The following is an 18,657-nucleotide window of genomic DNA, read 5'->3' on the forward strand; positions in this document are numbered from 1 at the left end:
CTGTCAGCGTCCGTCGTGCGAGGGTTCGTACGAGGACATGGGAGGCGGCGAGCTGTACTGCGACACCTGCGGCCTCGCCCCGGTGGTGGCGCCCGGCGGCATGCTGCGGTCGACGCGGACCGGGATCGCGGTGCCCGGTGCCGGCGCGGCCGGGCGGGGCTCCGAGTCGGCCCGTTCCGTCGCGGCCGGCTCGGCGGCCTCGTCGCGCACGTCCTCGCACGGGTCCTCGCGCTCGGCGCGTTCGGCGGCGTCCCGGCGTTCGGTCTCCGGGCGGCTCTCGCGCTCGCTGTCGGGGCGGAGCACGGCCCGTTCGGTGTCGGTGCGCAGCTCCGGTTCGAGCAGTGGCCAGTCCGCGCGGGGCCGGCTCGGCGCGGGCCTGGTGACGGTGCCGGAGGTGCCGCGCCCCGACCCGCGGGCGGCGGTGATGGCGAAGCCGGAGGTGCCCGAGAGGAAGCGATTCTGCTCGCGCTCCGACTGCGGCGCACCGGTGGGCCGTTCGCGCGGCGACCGGCCTGGCCGCACCGAGGGCTTCTGCACCAAGTGCGGTCACCCGTACTCCTTCGTGCCCAAGCTGCGCGGCGGGGACGTGGTGCACGGGCAGTACGAGGTGGTGGGCTGCCTGGCGCACGGCGGTCTCGGCTGGATCTATCTCGCCGTCGACAAGGCGGTCTCGGACCGCTGGGTGGTCCTCAAGGGCCTGCTCGACACCGGCGACCAGGACGCCATGGCGGCGGCGATCTCCGAGCGCCGCTTCCTGGCGGAGATCGAGCACTCCAACATCGTCCGGATCTACAACTTCGTCGAGCACCTGGACCAGCGCACCGGCTCCCTGGACGGCTACATCGTCATGGAGTACGTGGGCGGCAAGTCGCTCAAGGAGATCGCCAACGACCGCCGCACCCCCGACGGGCGGCGTGACCCGCTGCCGGTCGAGCAGGCGTGCGCGTACGGCATCGAGGCGCTCGAGGCCCTCGGCCATCTGCACAGCCGGAACCTGCTGTACTGCGACTTCAAGGTCGACAACGCGATCCAGACCGAGGACCAGCTCAAGCTGATCGACATGGGCGCGGTCCGGCGGATGGACGACGACGAGTCGGCGATCTACGGGACGGTGGGCTACCAGGCGCCGGAGGTGGCCGAGGTCGGCCCGTCGGTGGCGAGCGACCTGTACACGGTCGCCCGCACCCTGGCCGTGCTGACCTTCGACTTCCAGGGCTACACGAACGTGTTCGCGGACTCGCTGCCCGAGCCCGACGGCATCGAGGTCTTCCGTACGTACGAGTCGTTCTACCGCTTCCTGGTGCGGGCCACCGACCCGGACCCGGCGCGCCGGTTCGCCTCCGCGCAGGAGATGGCCGAGCAGTTGACGGGTGTGCTGCGGGAGGTCGTGGCGCTCCAGTCGGGCCGCCCGCGCCCCGCCCTGTCGACGCTCTTCGGTGCCGAGGTGCGGGTCACGGACACGGAGCTGTTCGCGGAGCTCAGCGACGACGTGTCGGTCCTCGGGGCGCGCGAGACCCGTCGCGGGCGGCGGAAGGCGCTGCCCACGTCCGTGGCCGGGCGGGGCGGCGGCTTCCTGCGGATGCTCGACGTGCCCGCGACGGCGCTCGCGCTGCCGGTGCCGCGGGTCGACCCGGGCGACCCCAACGCCGGTTTCCTCGCCGGTCTGCTCGCGGCCGCCCCCGCCGAGCTGATCACCGCGCTGCACGCGGCGCCCGTGGCCTCGCTCGAACTGCGGCTGCGCGAGCTGCGGGCGCGCCTGGAGATGGGCGACCTCGGCGCGGCCGGGCAGGCGCTCGCCACCCTGGAGCAGGGGTACGGCGACGACTGGCGGGTGGTCTGGTACCGGGGCGTCACGTCCCTGATCGGCGGCGACCGGGAGAGCGCGGCGCTCTCCTTCGACGCGATCTACGACGCGTTCCCCGGCGAACCGGCGCCCAAGCTGGCGCTCGGGGTGTGCGCCGAGGTGCTCGGCCAGCTCGACAACGCGGCGGAGTACTACCGGCTGGTGTGGACGACCGATCCGAGCTACGTCAGCGCGGCCTTCGGGCTCGCGCGGGTGCAGTTGGCGGCGGGCGACCGGGCGGGCGCGGTGCGCACGCTGGAGTCGGTGCCGGAGTCGTCCATCCACTACACGGCGGCCCGGGTCGCCGCCGTACGGGCCCGGCTGCGGCGCCGGCCCGCGAACGAGCCGCTGGGCGCGGACCTGACCGCCGCCGCGGCGCAGGTCTCCGCGTTGCAGGGCTTCGGCCTGGACGCGGTGCGGCGCGAGCGGTTGTCCACGGAGGTGCTCGGTACGGCGCTCGACTGGGTGCTGTCCGGCAGCCCCGGCGGGGACCCGGCCGGCACGGTGCTGCTCGGCAGCGCCCTGGACGAGCGCGGACTGCGCTTCGGCCTCGAGCGCTCGTACCGGGTGCTCGCCCGGCTCGCCCAGCGGGGCGACGAAAGGATCGAACTGGTGGAGCGGGCCAACCGCTTCCGCCCCAGGACGTGGGTGTGAGTATGTCCCTGAAGCCCAAGCCCCCGCATCCCCTGGGGAACTGCCCCGAGTGCGCGGAGCCGCTGGAGTCCGGCGACCGCTTCTGCGGCGCGTGCGGATACGACCTGTCGGCCGTCCCGGTCCCGGACCGCCCGACGGTCCCGATCGCCCTCCCCGTCGACTGGCCCGAGCCCCCACCCCGCGACCCCCACTCCCTCACCACGGCCACCCAACACCCCGGCGACCTCCCCGGCACGGACTCGGGCGGCCACGACCTCCCGACGATCCCGGTCCGCACGGACGAGGTCCCGGGGGCGGGGGGGACGGGGACGGCGGGCACGCCCACGCGTACGGCCGGGGCCGCAGACCCAGCCGGGACGGCAACGCCCGGCGGACACGCCGCGCCCGGCAGCCAGGCGGCAGGGCCCAGCGGGCCGACGGGGCCGACGGGGCCGGGTGCGCCAGCAGCGCCAGCAGCGCCCGCGGGTCCGGCCGGGGCCTCCGGCCCGAGTGGGACGTCTACGCCCGGCGGGCCGGTGGGCCTGGGCGAGCGTGGTGCGGCGGGCAGCATGCCGTCGCCGGCAGCGGAACCGGGCGGCGCGGCTTGGGCCGCAGGCCCGGCCGGAACAGGCACGTCGGCTGGACCTGCCGTGCCCGGTGACCCGGCGGCCTCCGCCACCGGGCCGGCGGGGCCGGGTGAGCCTGGCACGCCGGGAACGGCTGCGGGTCCGGCCGGGGCGGCAACGCCCAGCGGGCATGCCGCGCCCGGCAGCCCGACAGAGCCGGGCGGTCCGACCGGGGCCGGAGGCCCGGTCGGAGCAGGCGCGCCCGCTGCACCTGCCGTGCCCGGTACTCCCGGGACAGCGCCCGGCGCGCCGGCGGTGTCCGGCGCGGGCCCCGACGGCCCGGCCGCCGGATCGGCGGGCGGCGACGGCCTCGCGACACCCGGCACGGCGGCAGCCCCCGGCGGGGTCGCCGGGGCCGCGGGTGGGGCCGGGGACGAGGGGGACTTCACTCTGCCCGCGCCCGATCCGCGGGCCGCGATGCAGGCCGGGGGGCCGGTGCAGGGGGACGGCGGGGGCTCCGGGGGTGGAGGCAAGGTGTGTGTGGCGTGCCGGGCGGGGCGGGTGGATCGGGACGGGTACTGCGAGCACTGCGGGCACGCGCAGCCGCGTGAGCGGGACCACATGGAGGAGGAGCTCCCCACCGTGGCCGCCGTCAGTGATCGGGGGCTGCGGCACCACCGTAACGAGGACTCGTTCGCCGTGGCGTCGGCCTCGTTGCCCGACGGCTCCCCCGCCGCGCTCGCCGTCGTCTGCGACGGCGTCTCCTCCGCGACCCGCCCCGACGAGGCGTCCGCCGCCGCCGCCGCCGCGGCGAGCGCCGCGCTGGTGGCGGCGCTGCCCCGCGGCACGCATCCGCAGCAGGCCATGCACGAGGCGATCGTGGCGGCCGCCGAGGCGGTCAACGCCCTCGCGGAGCCGACCACCGCCGACCGCGAGCACCAGAACGCCCCGGCCTGCACCATCGTCGGCTCGATCGTCGCCGGCGGGCTGCTCGTCGTCGGCTGGGTCGGCGACAGCCGCGCCTACTGGGTGCCGGACGACCGCACCACGCCGCCCGCCCGGCTCACCGAGGACGACTCGTGGGCCGCGCAGATGGTCGCGGCCGGTCTGATGAACGAGGCGCAGGCGTACGCGGACGAGCGCGCCCACGCCATCACCGGCTGGCTGGGCGCCGACTCGTACGAACTGGAGCCGCACACCGCCGCGTTCAAACCGGACCGGCCGGGTGTGGTCGTGGTGTGCACGGACGGTCTGTGGAACTACGCGGAGGGCGCGGAGGACATGGCCCGGGTCATGCCGGCGGACGCGTCCGAACGTCCGCTGCACGGCGCCCAGGTCCTGGTGGGACACGCCCTCGACGGCGGAGGCCACGACAACATCACGGTCGCGCTGCTGCCGTTCGCCGTTCCGTCGCCCGGGGCAGGATCCGCCTAGCCCGGGCCCCCACCGCACCGCACCGCACGGCACCCCGACCCCGACCCGTTCCCGATCTTCCCTTCCCTCGTGAGCCGAGGAGCCGAATCAGCCATGGCCAACTTCTCCAAGCCGACCGGGCCGCAGTTCTCGGTGGACGTGTACCAGAACGAGTACCTGCCGGAGGGCGGTCGGGACGTCAGCGCGATCGTCACCGTGACCGCCACCGGCGGCGGCACCGCGACCGCGGCGCAGCCGGCCGCCGGCTCCGCCGCGGTGGTCCTGATGCTCGACTGCTCCGGGTCGATGGAATACCCCGGGTCCAAGATGCGCGGAGCGCGCGAGGCGGCCGCCGCCGCCATCGACACCCTGCGCGACGGCACCTCCTTCGCCCTCGTCGCCGGCACGCACGTGGCGAAGGAGGTCTACCCCGGCGGCGGACGGCTGGCCGTCGCCGACGCCCGGACCCGCGCCCAGGCCAAGGACGCGCTGCGCCGCCTGAGCGCGGACGGCGGCACCGCCATCGGGACCTGGCTGCGCCTGGCCGACCGGTTGCTGTCCTCCGCCGACGCCCGCATCCGGCACGGCATCCTGCTCACCGACGGCCGCAACGAGCACGAGACGCCCGAGGCGCTGCGGGCCGCCCTGGACGCCTGCGCGGGCCGGTTCACCTGTGACGCGCGCGGGGTCGGCACCGACTGGGACGTCGAGGAGGTCCGCGGCATCGCCTCGGCGCTGCTCGGCACGGCCGACATCGTCGCCGACCCGTCCGGTCTCGCCGAGGACTTCACGACGATGATGGAGAACGCCATGGGCAAGGAGGTCGCGGACGTCGCGCTGCGCCTGTGGACCCCGGTCGGCGTGGAGATCGCCTTCGTGAAGCAGGTCGCCCCGACGGTCGAGGACCTGACCGGCCGCCGCACCGAGGCGGGCCCGCGCGCCGGGGACTATCCGACCGGCTCGTGGGGCGACGAGTCCCGCGACTACCACGTGTCCGTCCGCGTCCCGCAGGCCGCGGTCGGCCAGGAGATGCTGGCCGCCCGGGTCTCGCTGATCGTCCCCGACCCGGCGGGCGGCACGCCGACGACGCTGTCCCAGGGACTGGTACGGGCGGTGTGGACGGACGACCTGGCGATGTCCACGTCCATCAACCCGCAGGTCGCGCACTACACGGGGCAGGCCGAGCTCGCCGACGTCATCCAGCAGGGTCTCGACGCACGCAAATCGGGCGATCACGACGGCGCGACGGCGAAACTCGGGCGCGCGGTGCAGCTCGCGGCGGCCTCCGGCAACGCCGATACCGCGAAACTCCTTTCGAAGGTGGTGGACGTGGTCGACGCCGCGACGGGTACTGTGCGGTTGAAGGCGAAGGTCGCGGAAGCGGACGAGATGACTCTCGAGACCCGCTCCACCAAGACCGTTCGCGTGAAGAAGTAAGGCGTGCAGAAGTAGCGCGTGATGACGGGATGAGAGGGGGAAGCACCGACATGCCGACCTGCCCGAACGGACACCAGTCGGTCTCCGACGACTGGTGCGAGGTCTGCGGCCACCGCATGGCGGCCGGGGCGGGTGCGCCGGCGGGTGCCGTGCCGCCGCCTCCCCCGCCGCCGCCCGCGTACGGCTACCCCGGCCCCGGCGGGCCCGGTGCCCCGGTGCCGCCGCCCGGCGCTCCCGGCCCTGGCTCCGCCCCCGCTCCCGGTGGTTACGACCCGAACGCGACCGCCCAGGCCGAGCTGTGCCCGCAGTGCCGCACGCCGCGCGAGCACATGGCGCCGTTCTGCGAGGAGTGCCGCTGGAACTTCCTCACGAACACGGCGACCTCGTACACGCCGCTCGCCCCGCCGCACGCGCAGCCGGGTCCGGCCGCGCCGCCGCAGGGCCCGCCGCCCGGCCTCAACCTGCCGCCGGGCTTCCAGTCGCCGCCGCGGCCCGCGCCGCCGCAGCACCCGGACCCGTTCGAGTACCAGGGCTCGCGGCCCTCGCAGGTGAACCGTCCGGCCGAGCCGCTGGGCACCGACGCGACCCATCACCAGACGCCGCCGCAGCGCCCGCCGATGGGACCCCCCGCGCACCAGCCGCCGCAGCCGCCCCAGGCCCCGCAGTCCTTCCAGCAGGCGCCGCCCCCGTCGGCACCGCCGCAGCCCGCGCCCCCGCAGCCGCGCGCGGACGACGACTGGATGCTGCCGCCGCCGTCGGCGCCGCAACCGCCGGCCCCCGCGCCGGGCCCCGGCGGCCCGCACCCCGGTGGCCCGCAGGGTTCCGGTCAGTCCGCGCCACCGCAGGGCCCGCCGCAGCAGTTCCAGCAGCAGTCGCAGCCACCGCAGCCGCACCCGCAGCCGCAGCAGTCGCCTCCGCAGCCGCCGCGTCCGCAGGCCGGCTGGACGGCCGTGATCGGCCCGGACCGCGACTACTTCATGGCGATGATGCAGCGCAGCGGCCCGGAGGCGTCGGGGCTCAACCTGCCCGCGTACTCCCCCGAGCAGCAGGTCCCGCTCCAGGGCAGCCAGGTGAGCATCGGCCGTCGCCGGCACTCCACCGGCGAGTCGCCCGACATCGACCTGTCCGTGCCGCCGGAGGACCCGGGCGTCTCGCATCAGCACGCGGTGCTGGTGCAGCAGCCGGACGGCTCGTGGGCGGTGGTGGACCAGAACTCCACCAACGGCACCACGATCAACGGCTCGCCGGATCCGATCCAGCCGTACGTGCCGGTGCAGCTCCAGGACGGCGACCGGGTGCACGTCGGCGCCTGGACGACGATCACGGTCCGGCGCGGCTGAGCCCGCCCCCGTAGCGCGCGGTCACCCGTCCGGCAGGGGCCAGGCGTACGGTCCCTCGGGGTCGTCCAGCCAGGCCCACTGCCGGCCGCCGCTCACCGTCACCCCGAAGCGCTCCCGCTCCGGCCGGCCCTCCCGCTGCCAGAGCGCGAGCGCTTCGCGCGTGTCGAGGCTGTCCCCGGCGAGGCCGGTCAGGAACGCGAACCGCTCGTCCTCTCCCACCCGCCGCGGCACCCCGGCCGTGCGCCGGGGCGGGGCGGGGCGGGCGACGCCGCCGCGCAGGGCGACGAAGTAGGCGGAGGTGGCCAGGAAGCGGCCCTCGGCGTGGCCCGGGTCGGGGACGTCGAGCACGACCAGGCCGGTGGACAGCGGGGTGAGGATCCGGGCCCCCGGCCGGCACTGGGCGAGCCAGGAGTACGGGACGCAGGGCACGGCGCAGGTGGCCACGATCCGGTCGTACGGGGCGTGGGCGGGGCAGCCGCGGGCGCCGTCCCCGGTGACGACGGCGGGCCGGTGACCGGCGGCGGCGAGATGGACGCGGGCGGACTCGGCGATCTCCTCGTCGAGGTCGACGGTGGTGACGTGGTCCTCGCCCAGGCGGTGGCAGAGCAGGGCGGCGCCGTACCCGGTGCCCGCGCCGATCTCCAGGACGTCGTGGCCGTCGTGGACGTCGAGGGCCTCCAGCATCCGCGCCATCAGGGAGGGCTGGCTGGCGGAGGAGATCAGCTCGCCGTCCCTGACCCGGGTGGCGAGGGCGGTGTCCCGGTAGGCCCCGCGCAGCCAGCGGGAGCGGCGGTGCGGATCGGGGTCCCCGGACCAGAGGCGTTCGTAGCCGCCGGGCCCCGCGACGTAGTAGGAGGGGACGAAGAGATGACGCGGGACCTCGGCGAAGGCGGCCCGCCAGGCGGGGTCGCGCAGAACGCCGTACGCCTCGATCTCGCGCACGAGCTCCCGCCGGGCCCGCGTGCCCTCCTCGGCGAACGTGTCGTGCGGTGCGCCCATGGGTCCACTGTGCTGCGGACCGGCGGGATCCGGCCACCGCTCCCACCCGCTCCGGTCACGGACCCCGCCCGAGCCGGGGAGCCGAGCCGGGGAGCCGATCGGGGGAAGGTCCTAGACCTCCGGTCCTCCGCCGGGGCATCTGAGACGATGGAACGGTGAACGAGATTCCGCGCGGCACGCTTCAGGAGCAGACCTTCTACGAGCAGGTGGGTGGCGAGGAGACCTTCCGGCGCCTGGTCCGCCGCTTCTACCAGGGAGTCGCGGAGGACCCGCTGCTGCGGCCGATGTACCCGGAGGAGGACCTCGGGCCCGCCGAGGAGCGGCTGGTGCTCTTCCTCATGCAGTACTGGGGCGGCCCGCGCACGTACAGCGACCATCGCGGCCATCCCCGGCTGCGGATGCGGCACGCTCCGTTCACGGTCGACCGGGCGGCGCACGACGCGTGGCTGCGGCACATGCGGGACGCGGTGGACGAGCTGGGTCTGGCGCCGGAGCACGAGCAGCAGTTGTGGCGCTACCTGACCTACGCGGCCGCCTCGATGGTGAACACGGCGGACTGACCGCCCGCTCCCGGACGAACACATTCCGGTGACGCGGTCCCGGATAACGGTCACGATCGCATCAAGGTCGGTCCGAAAGCGGTTTCCAGGGCCGATGCCCTCTGAAAGCATCCTTGGACGTTCGATCGTGAACGATCACGGTGTTTTCAGGGGGGAAACGGGTGACGGGCTTCGTACTGCTACGGGTCAGGGCGCACCGCCTCCTGCTGGCCGCCGCCCTGCTGTCCGTCCTCCTCACCACCGCCGTCCTCGCCACCCTCGCCGCCTTCTCCGGCTCCATCGGTGACGCCGCCCTCCAGGGCACCCTGCGCGGCCGTTCCGCGCCCGCCGCCGCCCTGGTCGTCACCAGCCAGGTCCCCACCGCCAAGGGGGCGAGTGCCGACGCCGCCGCCCGCGAGGGCGCCGAGCGGACCTTCGACGGGCTCCCCGTCACCCTGCGCAAGCTGGAGCGCTCCGGCACGTACGCGCTGCCCCGCTCGCTCCAGCCCGCCGCCGCCCGCGCGGGCGAGCCGGACCTGACCCACTTCGCCGCGCTCGACCGTTCGCGGATCGCCCTCGTCGACGGCGCCTGGCCGAAGCCGACCGGTCCGCGCGACGCGATCGAGACCGCGCTGCCCGAAGAGGCCGCGAAGCGGCTCAAGGTCACCCCCGGCACCGTCCTGGACCTCACCGACCGGCTCGGCGGCACCACCGTCACCATCCGGGTCACCGGCGTCTACCGGCCGCTGGACACCACCGACCTCTACTGGCAGCTCGACCTGGTGGGCGGCCGCGGCGTGAAGACGATCGTCTTCACCACGTACGGCCCGCTGCTCACCGACCCCGCCGTCCTCGGCGCCGGCCGGCTCACCACCGGGGACACGGTATGGCTCGGAACGGCCGACTACACCGGCGTCACCACCGACCGGATGGACGCGCTGCGCACCGCGGCGACCGAGGGGCCGAAGGCGCTCGCCGCCGACACGGTCCGCTTCGGCGCCACCGTCAACGCCTCCACCTCGCTGCCCACCGTCCTGGAGCAGACCGACCGGGCCCTGCTCGTGTCCCGCTCCACCCTATCCATCGTGGCCGTGCAGCTCGTGCTGCTCGCCGCCTACGCCCTGCTGCTCGTCGCCCGGCTGCTCAGCTCCGAACGCTCCGGCGAGACCGCGCTGCTGCGCGCCCGCGGCGCCTCCCGCCGCCGGATCGCCTCACTCGCCACCGCCGAGGCCCTGCTCCTCGCGCTGCCCGCCGCCGTCGCCGCCCCGCTGCTGGCCGGCCCGCTCACCCGGCTCTTCGCCGACCGGTCCGCGCTCGACGCGCTCGGCCGGCTCGACGCCACTCCCCCGCTCACGGTGTGGCTGGTCGCCGCCGCGGTCGCCCTGTGCTGCGCCGCCGCCGTCGTCGCCCCGGCGCTCGCCGTCGGCGACGGCGGCGTCGTCCCGCTGCGCGCGGGCCGGGCCGCCGCGCTGCCCGCGCCGGTACGGGCCGGTGCCGACGTCGGCCTGCTCGTCATCGCCGGCGTCGCCTACTGGCAGCTCGACCGGCAGACCGGCGAGGGCGGCGGCGCCCTCGCCGGCGACCGGGCCGGCGACCTCGGCATCGACCCGCTCCTGGTGGCCGCGCCCGCCCTCGCCCTGCTCGCCGGCACCGTCCTGACGCTGCGTCTGCTGCCGCCCGCCGCCCGGCTCGCCGAGCGACGCGCGGCCGGCGGCCGGGGACTGCCCGCGGCACTGGCGGGCTGGCAGTTCAGCCGCCGCCCGCTGCGCGGCGCGGGCCCGGTGCTGCTGCTCGTCCTCGCCGTCGCCATGGGCATGCTGGCGATCGGTCAGAGCGACTCCTGGGACCGCTCGCAGCGCGACCAGGCCGACTTCCGCACCGGTACGGACATCCGCCTGCTGGCCTCAGGACCCGGCGAGCTCGCGGAGACCGAACGGCTCGCGGCCCTCCCCGGGGTGCGGGCGGCGGCCCCCGTGCACCGCACCACCACCGACGTCGCCGGCCGGCAGGCCACCGTCCTCGCCATGGACACCCGGCACGCCGCCGACGGCCTCCGCCTCCGCCCCGACCTCGCGGACGGCGAGCCCGCCGAGCGCCTCGCCGCCGTCACCCCGAAGGCCGGACCGCCGCCGGGCGTCCCGCTGCCCGCCGGCACCCGCGCCCTCACCGTGGAGCTGCGCGACACGGCACCGCCCGGAACGCCCGCCACCCAGGTCACCGCCGTCCTCGAGGACGCCCACGGCACCCCGTACCGCCGCCACCTCGGCAGCCTGCCCGCCGACGGGCGCCCCCACCGGCTGACCGTGGCGCTGCCCGAAGGCGACGGCGCCACCCGGTCCACGGGCGATGCCCGGTCCGCACACGACGCAGGGTCCCACGGCGACGCCCAGTCCACCGGCGACGACACCCGGTCCGCGGGCGATACCCGGTCCACGGGCGACGTCCAGTCCGCGGGCGGTACCAAGGCCCACGGCGCCACCCGGCCCGCAGGCGACACCCAGTCCGCACACGACGCCCGGTCCCACGGCGACGCGCAGCCCGCAGGCGCCACCCGGCCCACCACCGGTCTCGGGCTCGTCGGTCTGGAGATCGACGGTCGGAGCGAGGAGGGACGCGGCGGGCCGCGGGCCCTGGCCGTCGAGCGGATCACCCCCGTGCGCGCCGACGGCACCGGGCAGCCGGTCGACCTCTCCGTCGCCCTGCGTCAGTGGCGCACCACGTACACCGCGGATCTCGCCAACGGCGACAACCCCGGGGACCCGGTGCGCCGGCCGCCCACCGCCGGCGCGCCCTTCACCGTCACCTTCACCGGCGGGTCCACGAAGAAGCCCGCGAGCGGCGCCGGGCACCCCGGCACCGACGCGTACGTGCTGACGCTCACCGCCCCGCGCCCCGCCGCGCCGCGGCGGATCCCCGCGCTCGCGACCGACGCCTTCCTCGCCGCCGCGAACGCGAAGAAGGGCGACACCGTCGGCGTCGCCCTCGGCGGTGTCACCGTCGACGTGGAGATCACGGAGGTGGTACGGGTGCTGCCGACCGCCGGACCCGGCGCCCGGTCCGTGTCGGCGGCGGCGCCCTCCGCCGTCCCCGCCCCGGAGGACGGCGGCGCGCTCCTCGTCGACCTGTTCACCGCGCACCGGGCCCTTGGCGCCGGCGCCTCGGCGCTGCCGCCCACCGAGTGGTGGCTGACCACCGCGCCCGGCCGGGCCGCCGAGGTCGCCACGGCGCTGCGCGCCCGCCCCGACACCGATGCCTCCCTGGTCCTCGTACGGGACGAGGCCGCCGCCGAACTGCTCGGCGACCCGCTCGGCGCGGGCCCCAACTCCGCCCTGATGGCGGTCGCCGCCGCGGCGGCCGCGCTCGCCGCGGTGGGCTTCGCGGTCGGCTCGGCCGGTTCGATGCGCGAGCGGTCCGCGGAGTTCGGGGTGCTGCGGGCGCTCGGCGCGCCACGCCGCCAACTGGCCCGGCTGATCGCCGCCGAGCAGGGCCTGCTCATCGGCATCGGCCTGCTCGTCGGCGTCGCGCTCGGCGCCGTCCTCACCCGGGCCGTCGTCCCGCTCATCGTGCTCACCGCCCAGGCCGGCCGCCCTGCGCCCGCCGTCCTGGTCGAACTGCCCGTCGCCCACGTGGCCCTGCTGCTCGCCGGGGTCGCCGCGCTGCCGCTGCTGATCGTCGCCGCGATCGCGCTGCGCCGCACCGACCCGGCCGTGACCCTGCGCACCCAGGGGGACCACTGATGCCGGACTCCCGCGCACCGATGCCGCCGTCCACCCCGGCCCGCGGAAAGGCGGACGCCATGCCCCGCAAGCCCGCCCGCCCCGTGGCCCCCTGGGTCCGCACCCGGCTGCGGACCGCTCCGGGCACGGCCGTCGCCTACGGCCTGCTCGTGCTCGTGACCGCCTTCCTGGCGGCGGCGCTGCCGCGGGCCGTCGACGCGTACGAGACCGAGGGGCTGTGGCACGCCGTCGCATCGGCGGAGGCCCGCCGCAGCGCGATCACGCTGACCACAAGCCCGGAGGCCGACTGGACCCCGGCGGCGCAGGCCGCGCAGCTCACCCCGGAGCGACTGCGCGCGACCCGGGACGCGCTGCTGCCCCTGCTGCCCCCGCCGCTGCGCACCGATCCCGCGAACTCCGCGTACGGCGTGCACACGACGAAGCGGGTCCCGGGCCTCGACCCGTGGCTGCCGCAGCCCGACGGCCTGCCGCCGGAGCTCTTTCTCGACGCGCCGTCCGACCTGGCCGCGCACTCCACCCTGACGGCCGGCCGCGCGCCCGGGGCCGGCGCGGACGGCGCCATGGAGGCGGCGGTCACGGCGAGGACCGCCGAGGCGCTCCGGCTGAAGGTCGGCTCCGTCGTCCACGTGCCGGGCAAGGACGGCCTGCCCAAGCCGGTCACCGTCACCGGCATCGTCGAGCCGCGTGACACCGAGGGCGGCTACTGGGCGGTCGACCCGCTCCTGCACACCCCCCTCTTCACCGCCAAGGGCGTCGATGAGATCAAGTGGTACTGGACGGCGACCCTGATCGTGGCGCCCGAGAGCGCGCCGGAGCTGCTCACCACCCTCGGTGAACCCGAGCAGTACTGGCGGTTCGCGCCCAGCGTCGGCCACCTCACCGGCCAGGACACCGACCGGCTCGCCGCCGCCCTCGACTCGGCGGACTCCGGGCCCGTCCGGGCCGAGCTGCGCAAGGTGCTCGGCGACAACGGTGTCCTCGGCACCGACCTCGACGAGGTCGTCGACGAGTACACCGGGATGCGGGACGCCATCGCGTCGGTCGTCGCCGTCGCCGCCTTCGGCATCGGCGCCGTCGCCGCCGTCGTCATCGTCATGACCGCCGGCCTGTTCACCGCCCGGCGTCACGCCGAACTGGCCCTGCTGCGCTCCCGCGGCGCCTCGCTGACCGGCATCGGCGGCCGGCTGCTCTGCGAGACAGCCGCGGTCGCCCTCCCGGCCGCCGTGCTCGGGCTGCTCCTCGCCCTGCCGGCGGTCGGCGCCGGCGACGGCGCCCGCTTCTGGCCCGCCTGCGCGGGCGCCGCGGCCGTCGCCCTGCTCGCCGCCCTGGTCCTGCCGCTGCGCGCGGTCTTCCTGCACCGCCGCCCTCTGTCGCACGGCGGCCGTGAGGACCTGGTCGCCGCCCGGCCCTCCGCCCGCCGCACGATCGCCGAACTCACCTTCCTGGTCCTCGCGGTGGGCGCGGTCACCGCGCTGCGCCGCCGCGGCACCGCCGACTCGGGCGACCACCTGGTCAGCGCCGCGCCCGTCCTGGTCGGCCTGATCGCCGCGTTCGTGCTCGTACGGCTGTATCCGCTGCCGCTGCGCTGGGCCGCCCGGCCGGCCCGCCGGCTGCGGGGCGCCGTCGGCTATCTGTCCCTCGCCCGGGCCGGGCGCTCCTCGTCGACCGGCGCGCTGCCGCTGCTCGCGCTGCTCGTGGCGCTGACCATCGCCGCGTTCGGCGGTTCCGTGCTCACCGGGATCTCCGAGGCGCGCGACCGGGCGGCGCTCCTCGCGACCGGCGCGGACGCCCGGGTGAACCACGACCTGGAGATGACACCGCTGCCCGCCGGACTCGCCGAGACGGTACGGCGCTTCCCCGGGGTCGGCGAGGTGTCGCCGGTGCAGATCGAGTTCGGCCTGGAGCTGCCCGACCACAAGGGCTCCGTCGACAACGGCATGGGCGCGCCCCTGATCGGCGTCGAGCCCGCCTCGTACGCCCGGCTCGCGGCCAGGACCGGCTTCGGCCCGTTCCCCGCCGACCTGCTGAAGACCACCGGCACCGGCGGTCCCGCCCACACCGGCGACAACGAGCGGGTGCTTCCCGTGATCGCCTCGCCGCGGGTCGCCGAGCGGCTCGGCCGGGCGCCCATCGAGATCACGGCGGCCGCGGGCCGGTTCCATGTGCGGGTGGTCGCCGTACGCGCCGCCACGCCGGCCCTGCCCGACAAGGACTTCCTCCTGGTCAACGCCGCCGACCTCACCAACCGGGCGCCCACCGCGCTGCTCGTCGGCGAGCGCGCCGAGGGCTCGCTGGACGGAGCGGCGCTGCGCGCGGCGGTCACGGCGAAGGCCGGGAGCCTCCGGGTGGCGCTGAAGGCGGAGCAGCGGGCCGGCTACGTCGACTCGCCGATGCAGACCGGTGCCGAACGGATCTACCTCACCGCCCTCGCCGCGGGCGCCGGATACGCCGTCCTCGCGCTGATGCTCGCCCTGCTCCAGTCCGCGCCCGAGCGCACGACGCTGCTCGCGCGGCTGCGCACCATGGGGCTGACCCGCCGGCAGGCGCGGCGGCTGCTCGGCCTGGAGGCGCTGCCGCAGGCGTTCCTCGCGGCGGTGGGCGGCGCGCTGGTCGGCTGGGCGACGATCGTGCTGCTCTCGCCGGGGGTGGATCTGGCCCGGCTCGCGCTCGGCGCGGCGCCGGACGAGGCGATGGCGCTGGGGGCGGCCCTGCGGGCGGACGTGTGGTCGCTGGGGCTTCCGGCGCTCGGCGTGGTGCTGCTGGCGGCGGGGTCGGCGCTGGTGCAGGCGTGGTGGGCATCCCGTAGGGGCTCGATCAGGGAACTCAGGGCAGGAGACGCACGATGACGACGAGCACGGGGACGGCGGCAGGCGCGGCGGGCGCCATGGGGGCTCCGGGTACGGCGGGTACGGCGGGGGCCGCGGGGACGACGCTGGAGGAGCTGGAGCGGCGGGCGGCGGCGCGCCGCGACCGGCCCTCGTACGGCCATGACGCGCTGATCGCCTGTGACCGGCTGGTGCGGATCTTCACCACGGACGGGGTGGAGGTGCAGGCCCTCCAGGGGCTCGATCTGCTGGTGAAGGAGGGCGAGCTGATGGCCCTGGTCGGGGCGTCGGGCTCCGGCAAGTCGACCCTGATGAACATCCTGGCCGGGCTGGACGTGCCGACCGCCGGGGCCGCGAAGGTCGCGGGCTGCGATCTGCTCGCCATGGACGGCAGGGCCCGGCTGCGCTACCGCCGTGAGGTCGTCGGCTTCGTCTGGCAGCAGACCGCCCGCAACCTGCTGCCGTATCTGACGGCGGCCCAGAATGTGGCGCTGCCCATGCAGTTGCGCGGCGGGGCGGGGAACACGGCGAAGGGCAAGGCGAAGAGCAGGGCGAAGCGGGCCGAGGAGCTGCTGGCGATGCTGGGCATCTCGGAGATCCACGACCGGCGCCCGCACCAGATGTCCGGCGGCCAGCAGCAGCGGGTGGCGATCGCCGTGGCCCTCGCCAACGACCCGTCCGTGCTGCTCGCCGACGAGCCGACCGGTGAGCTGGACTCGGCGACCGGCGAACAGGTCTTCGCGGCCTTCCGCCGGGCCAACGAGGAGCTGGGCACCACGATCGTGATCGTCACCCACGACCAGGCGGTGGCCTCGGAGGTCCGCCGTACGGTCGCCATCCGCGACGGCCGCACCTCCTCCGAGGTGCTGCGGCGCACGGAGATCGACGCGGAGGGCCAGGAGTCGCTGGTGGCCCGGGAGTACGCGATGCTCGACCGGGCGGGGCGGCTCCAGCTTCCCGCCGAGTACACGGAGGCGCTCGGCATGCGGCACCGGGTGGCGCTCGAGCTGGAGCAGGACCACATCGGGGTGTGGCCGGACGACGCGGGGACGGAGACGGGCACGGGGACGGGGACGGAGTCGGGCGCCGGGGGCTGAGAGGGGCCGGGGCTGAGGGGCGCCGGCGGAAACCGTGCCGGGGTGGTGCGCGTCCCCGTAACCGGGGGTGACGCATGAGGAGAGCTCTGGCGTATCTCGGCGCGGTGCTGGTGCCCTCGGGCGCCGGTCTGCTGCTGCACCTGTGGGCGGGTTGGAGCATGCGCAGCCCCGTCCGCGTACCGACCCTGATCGCGGTGCTCGCCGGTCTGGCCCTGACCGGTGTCGCCCTGCTCGCGCACGACGCGCTGTTCCGGGAGGGCGGCAGCCTCGCCGCGGTGGTGCTGCTCGTGGCCGGCTTGGCCGCGGTGTGGGTGGAGGCGCGGGACTCCCGGATCCGCGCGGAGGTCGTCACGTGCGAGATCACCGGCAAGGCCAGGGCGACGTACCACCCGACCTTCGGCGAGGGCGCGCCGAGCGACAAGTGGCTGTACCACCATCCGCTCGACTGCCCCGGCGGCTACCCGTCGGAGTTCACCGCCGAGGAGCGGATCGGCGAGGCCGGCAAGACCGTGCGCATCGCCTACGACCCGGCCCACCGGATGGACCCGATCCTGGAGAAGGACAACGTGGCCCACGGCTCGCCGGTCGTCCCGTCGGTCCTGCTCGCGCTGTCGGCGGTGCTCTCGGTCGTGGCCGTGGCGGCGGAGGAGCGGACCGGCCTCAGGGATCGAGACGCATGAGCCCGGCCGCCGTGCTCCGGAAGCCGCACTCCTCGTAGAAGCGGGTGAGGTGCGGCTCGAAGTCCACGTGCAGCCACCGCGCCCCGCGCTCCCGCGCCGCCTCGGCGGCGGCCCGTACGAGCGCGACGCCGAGCCCGCGGCGGCGCTCGTCGGGGTGGACGGTGGTGTCGAGCAGGAAGGCGTGGGCGCCGCCGTCGCCGACGACGTTCACATAGCCGACCAGCCGGCCGTCGCGGCGGGCGGTGACGTGCAGCAGGCGGCGGGCGAGGACGGGCGCGAAGTCGGTGTCCCGGTGTCCGGGCCAGGAGGCGTGGAAGAGCTCGTTCAGCTCGTCGCCGGTGAGCGCGCTGTCGACGGCGGGAACGGGGTCCGGGCCGGAGGCCGGGCGGTCCGGGCCGGAGGCCGGGCGGTCCGGGCCGGAGGCCGGGCGGTCCGTCATCGGGTGGGGCCGGGGCCAGGGGTGACCGTCAGCGAGATCGGGGCGCGGCGCAGGGCGATCGAGCCGTACGGGGTGCGCAGCCGCAGCCACGGTCCGGCGGCGAACAGCAGCACCGGCAGGTCCTCGTCGGGGAGGTCCGGGAGGAAGCCGAGGGACTGGGCCGCGTGGACGGCGCGCAGCGGGAGGCCGGTCCCGGCGAGCGTGCGGGACCAGATCTCGCGGCCGATGCGGTCCCGCTCGGCCCGGGTCCGCCGCTCCTCGGGCAGTGCCTCGTCGCGGGACCGGAACTCGGCCACCGCCATGGCGACCGCGCCCCGCATCTCGGCGGCGGACGGCAGCCCGGCGACCGGCTCCCAGCCGCCGCGCGGCGGCAGGACCCCGGCCCAGGGCGGGCCGGTGACGGCGTCGGGGACGACGGCCTTGCCCGCCGACTCCTCGATGCCTTCGAGGAGTTCACCGGCGGACACGGTCACGTCCAGGGTCACGGCGTCGACGAGCCGTGCCGCGCGGATCGCCAGCACCTCGAACGACGGCGGCCGTCCGAACACGGCGAGCGCGCCGCCCTCGCCCGCCTGGAGGCGGACGGCGGCGGCGCGGTCGTAGTGGAGCAGCCGGCGCAGGAAGGCGGCGAGGCCCGCCGCCTCCCTGGGGTCGGCGAAGTGCAGCGGCGCGAGGGCGGTCATGGAGCGGACGTCATCCCGTCGTCGACGTACTCCTGGAGGAACGCCCGCTCCTCCTCGGAGATCCGGCGCGGGCGCTGCTCCTGGAGGTCGAAGGGCACGACGACCGTCTTCGCCCGTACGTACGTCACGTCCGGGTCCTTGATCTCGTACGCGATCGTCAGCGACGCCGCGCCGATCTTGGTGACCCAGGACTCGATGGTCACCGGCTCGTGCCGGTGGACCAGGGGCCGTACGTAGTCGATCTCGTGGCGGGCCACGACGGACCCGCCGGAGAACGACGGGCTCCCGTTCCCCGGCGCGAGCCGGAACATGAAGTCGATCCGCGCCTCCTCCAGATAGCGGAGGAAGACGACGTTGTTGACGTGCCCGAAGGCGTCCATGTCCGACCAGCGCAGGGGACAGGAGTAGATGTGTCGTGCCATACGG

Annotated in this window: 13 protein-coding genes; 9 read left to right on the top strand and 4 right to left on the bottom strand. The window is 76.0% G+C overall.

Annotation, left to right across the window (positions count from 1 at the left end; translation table 11 throughout):
- The first annotated feature begins 37 nt into the window (after positions 1–37).
- The 4 genes from ABZ135_RS29350 to ABZ135_RS29365 all read left to right on the top strand — a co-directional run bounded on the left by ABZ135_RS29350 (position 38) and on the right by ABZ135_RS29365 (position 7,232).
- Positions 38–2,497 carry a tetratricopeptide repeat protein gene (locus tag ABZ135_RS29350; protein ID WP_356699807.1) on the top strand — a complete coding sequence of 820 codons (2,460 nt, stop codon included), beginning with the start codon at positions 38–40 and terminating at the stop codon, positions 2,495–2,497.
- Between the two features lie 548 nt (positions 2,498–3,045).
- Positions 3,046–4,476, top strand: coding sequence for a PP2C family serine/threonine-protein phosphatase (locus tag ABZ135_RS29355; RefSeq protein ID WP_356699767.1), 1,431 nt, complete (start codon positions 3,046–3,048; stop codon positions 4,474–4,476).
- A 93-nt stretch (positions 4,477–4,569) separates the two neighbouring features.
- Complete coding sequence (locus tag ABZ135_RS29360) at positions 4,570–5,892, top strand: VWA domain-containing protein (protein WP_356699769.1); 1,323 nt, start codon at positions 4,570–4,572, stop codon at positions 5,890–5,892.
- 50 nt (positions 5,893–5,942) lie between these two features.
- Complete coding sequence (locus tag ABZ135_RS29365; RefSeq protein ID WP_356699771.1) at positions 5,943–7,232, top strand: FHA domain-containing protein; 1,290 nt, start codon at positions 5,943–5,945, stop codon at positions 7,230–7,232.
- Between the two features lie 21 nt (positions 7,233–7,253).
- On the opposite strand, the gene ABZ135_RS29370 is transcribed toward ABZ135_RS29365, so the two are convergent.
- The gene (locus ABZ135_RS29370; protein ID WP_356699773.1) at positions 7,254–8,231 is read right to left on the bottom strand and encodes a methyltransferase domain-containing protein; all 978 of its coding nucleotides are present in this window, start codon (positions 8,229–8,231) and stop codon (positions 7,254–7,256) included.
- A gap of 155 nt (positions 8,232–8,386) precedes the next feature.
- Between ABZ135_RS29370 and ABZ135_RS29375 the strand changes: the two genes are divergently transcribed.
- From ABZ135_RS29375 to ABZ135_RS29395, 5 genes are all read left to right on the top strand, one after another.
- Positions 8,387–8,791 (top strand): globin, encoded by a 405-nt coding sequence (locus ABZ135_RS29375; RefSeq protein ID WP_356699775.1) that lies wholly within the window; start codon positions 8,387–8,389, stop codon positions 8,789–8,791.
- Between the two features lie 161 nt (positions 8,792–8,952).
- The gene (locus tag ABZ135_RS29380) at positions 8,953–12,507 is read left to right on the top strand and encodes an ABC transporter permease (protein WP_356699777.1); all 3,555 of its coding nucleotides are present in this window, start codon (positions 8,953–8,955) and stop codon (positions 12,505–12,507) included.
- A 59-nt stretch (positions 12,508–12,566) separates the two neighbouring features.
- A complete protein-coding gene (locus tag ABZ135_RS29385) occupies positions 12,567–15,353 on the top strand; it encodes an FtsX-like permease family protein (RefSeq protein ID WP_356699779.1) in 2,787 nt (928 codons plus the stop codon).
- 38 nt (positions 15,354–15,391) lie between these two features.
- The gene (locus ABZ135_RS29390; RefSeq protein ID WP_356699809.1) at positions 15,392–16,429 is read left to right on the top strand and encodes an ABC transporter ATP-binding protein; all 1,038 of its coding nucleotides are present in this window, start codon (positions 15,392–15,394) and stop codon (positions 16,427–16,429) included.
- 74 nt (positions 16,430–16,503) lie between these two features.
- A complete protein-coding gene (locus ABZ135_RS29395; RefSeq protein WP_356699781.1) occupies positions 16,504–17,109 on the top strand; it encodes a hypothetical protein in 606 nt (201 codons plus the stop codon).
- On the opposite strand, the gene ABZ135_RS29400 is transcribed toward ABZ135_RS29395, so the two are convergent.
- Genes ABZ135_RS29400 through ABZ135_RS29410 form a run of 3 tightly spaced genes read right to left on the bottom strand, consistent with a single transcriptional unit; the run spans position 17,090 to position 18,653 of the window.
- The gene (locus tag ABZ135_RS29400; protein WP_356699782.1) at positions 17,090–17,548 is read right to left on the bottom strand and encodes a GNAT family N-acetyltransferase; all 459 of its coding nucleotides are present in this window, start codon (positions 17,546–17,548) and stop codon (positions 17,090–17,092) included. The two genes, ABZ135_RS29395 and ABZ135_RS29400, sit on opposite strands and share 20 nt — an antisense overlap.
- The gene (locus ABZ135_RS29405; protein WP_356699784.1) at positions 17,545–18,231 is read right to left on the bottom strand and encodes a hypothetical protein; all 687 of its coding nucleotides are present in this window, start codon (positions 18,229–18,231) and stop codon (positions 17,545–17,547) included. Before ABZ135_RS29405 ends, ABZ135_RS29400 begins: the two co-directional genes overlap by 4 nt.
- Positions 18,228–18,653, bottom strand: a complete 426-nt coding sequence (locus tag ABZ135_RS29410; RefSeq protein ID WP_356699786.1) for a thioesterase family protein — start codon at positions 18,651–18,653, stop codon at positions 18,228–18,230. The genes ABZ135_RS29405 and ABZ135_RS29410 overlap by 4 nt, the downstream gene beginning before the upstream one ends.
- Between the last annotated feature and the right edge of the window lie 4 nt (positions 18,654–18,657).

The organism is Streptomyces sp. NPDC006339 (assembly GCF_040612775.1).
GTDB lineage: Bacteria > Actinomycetota > Actinomycetes > Streptomycetales > Streptomycetaceae > Streptomyces.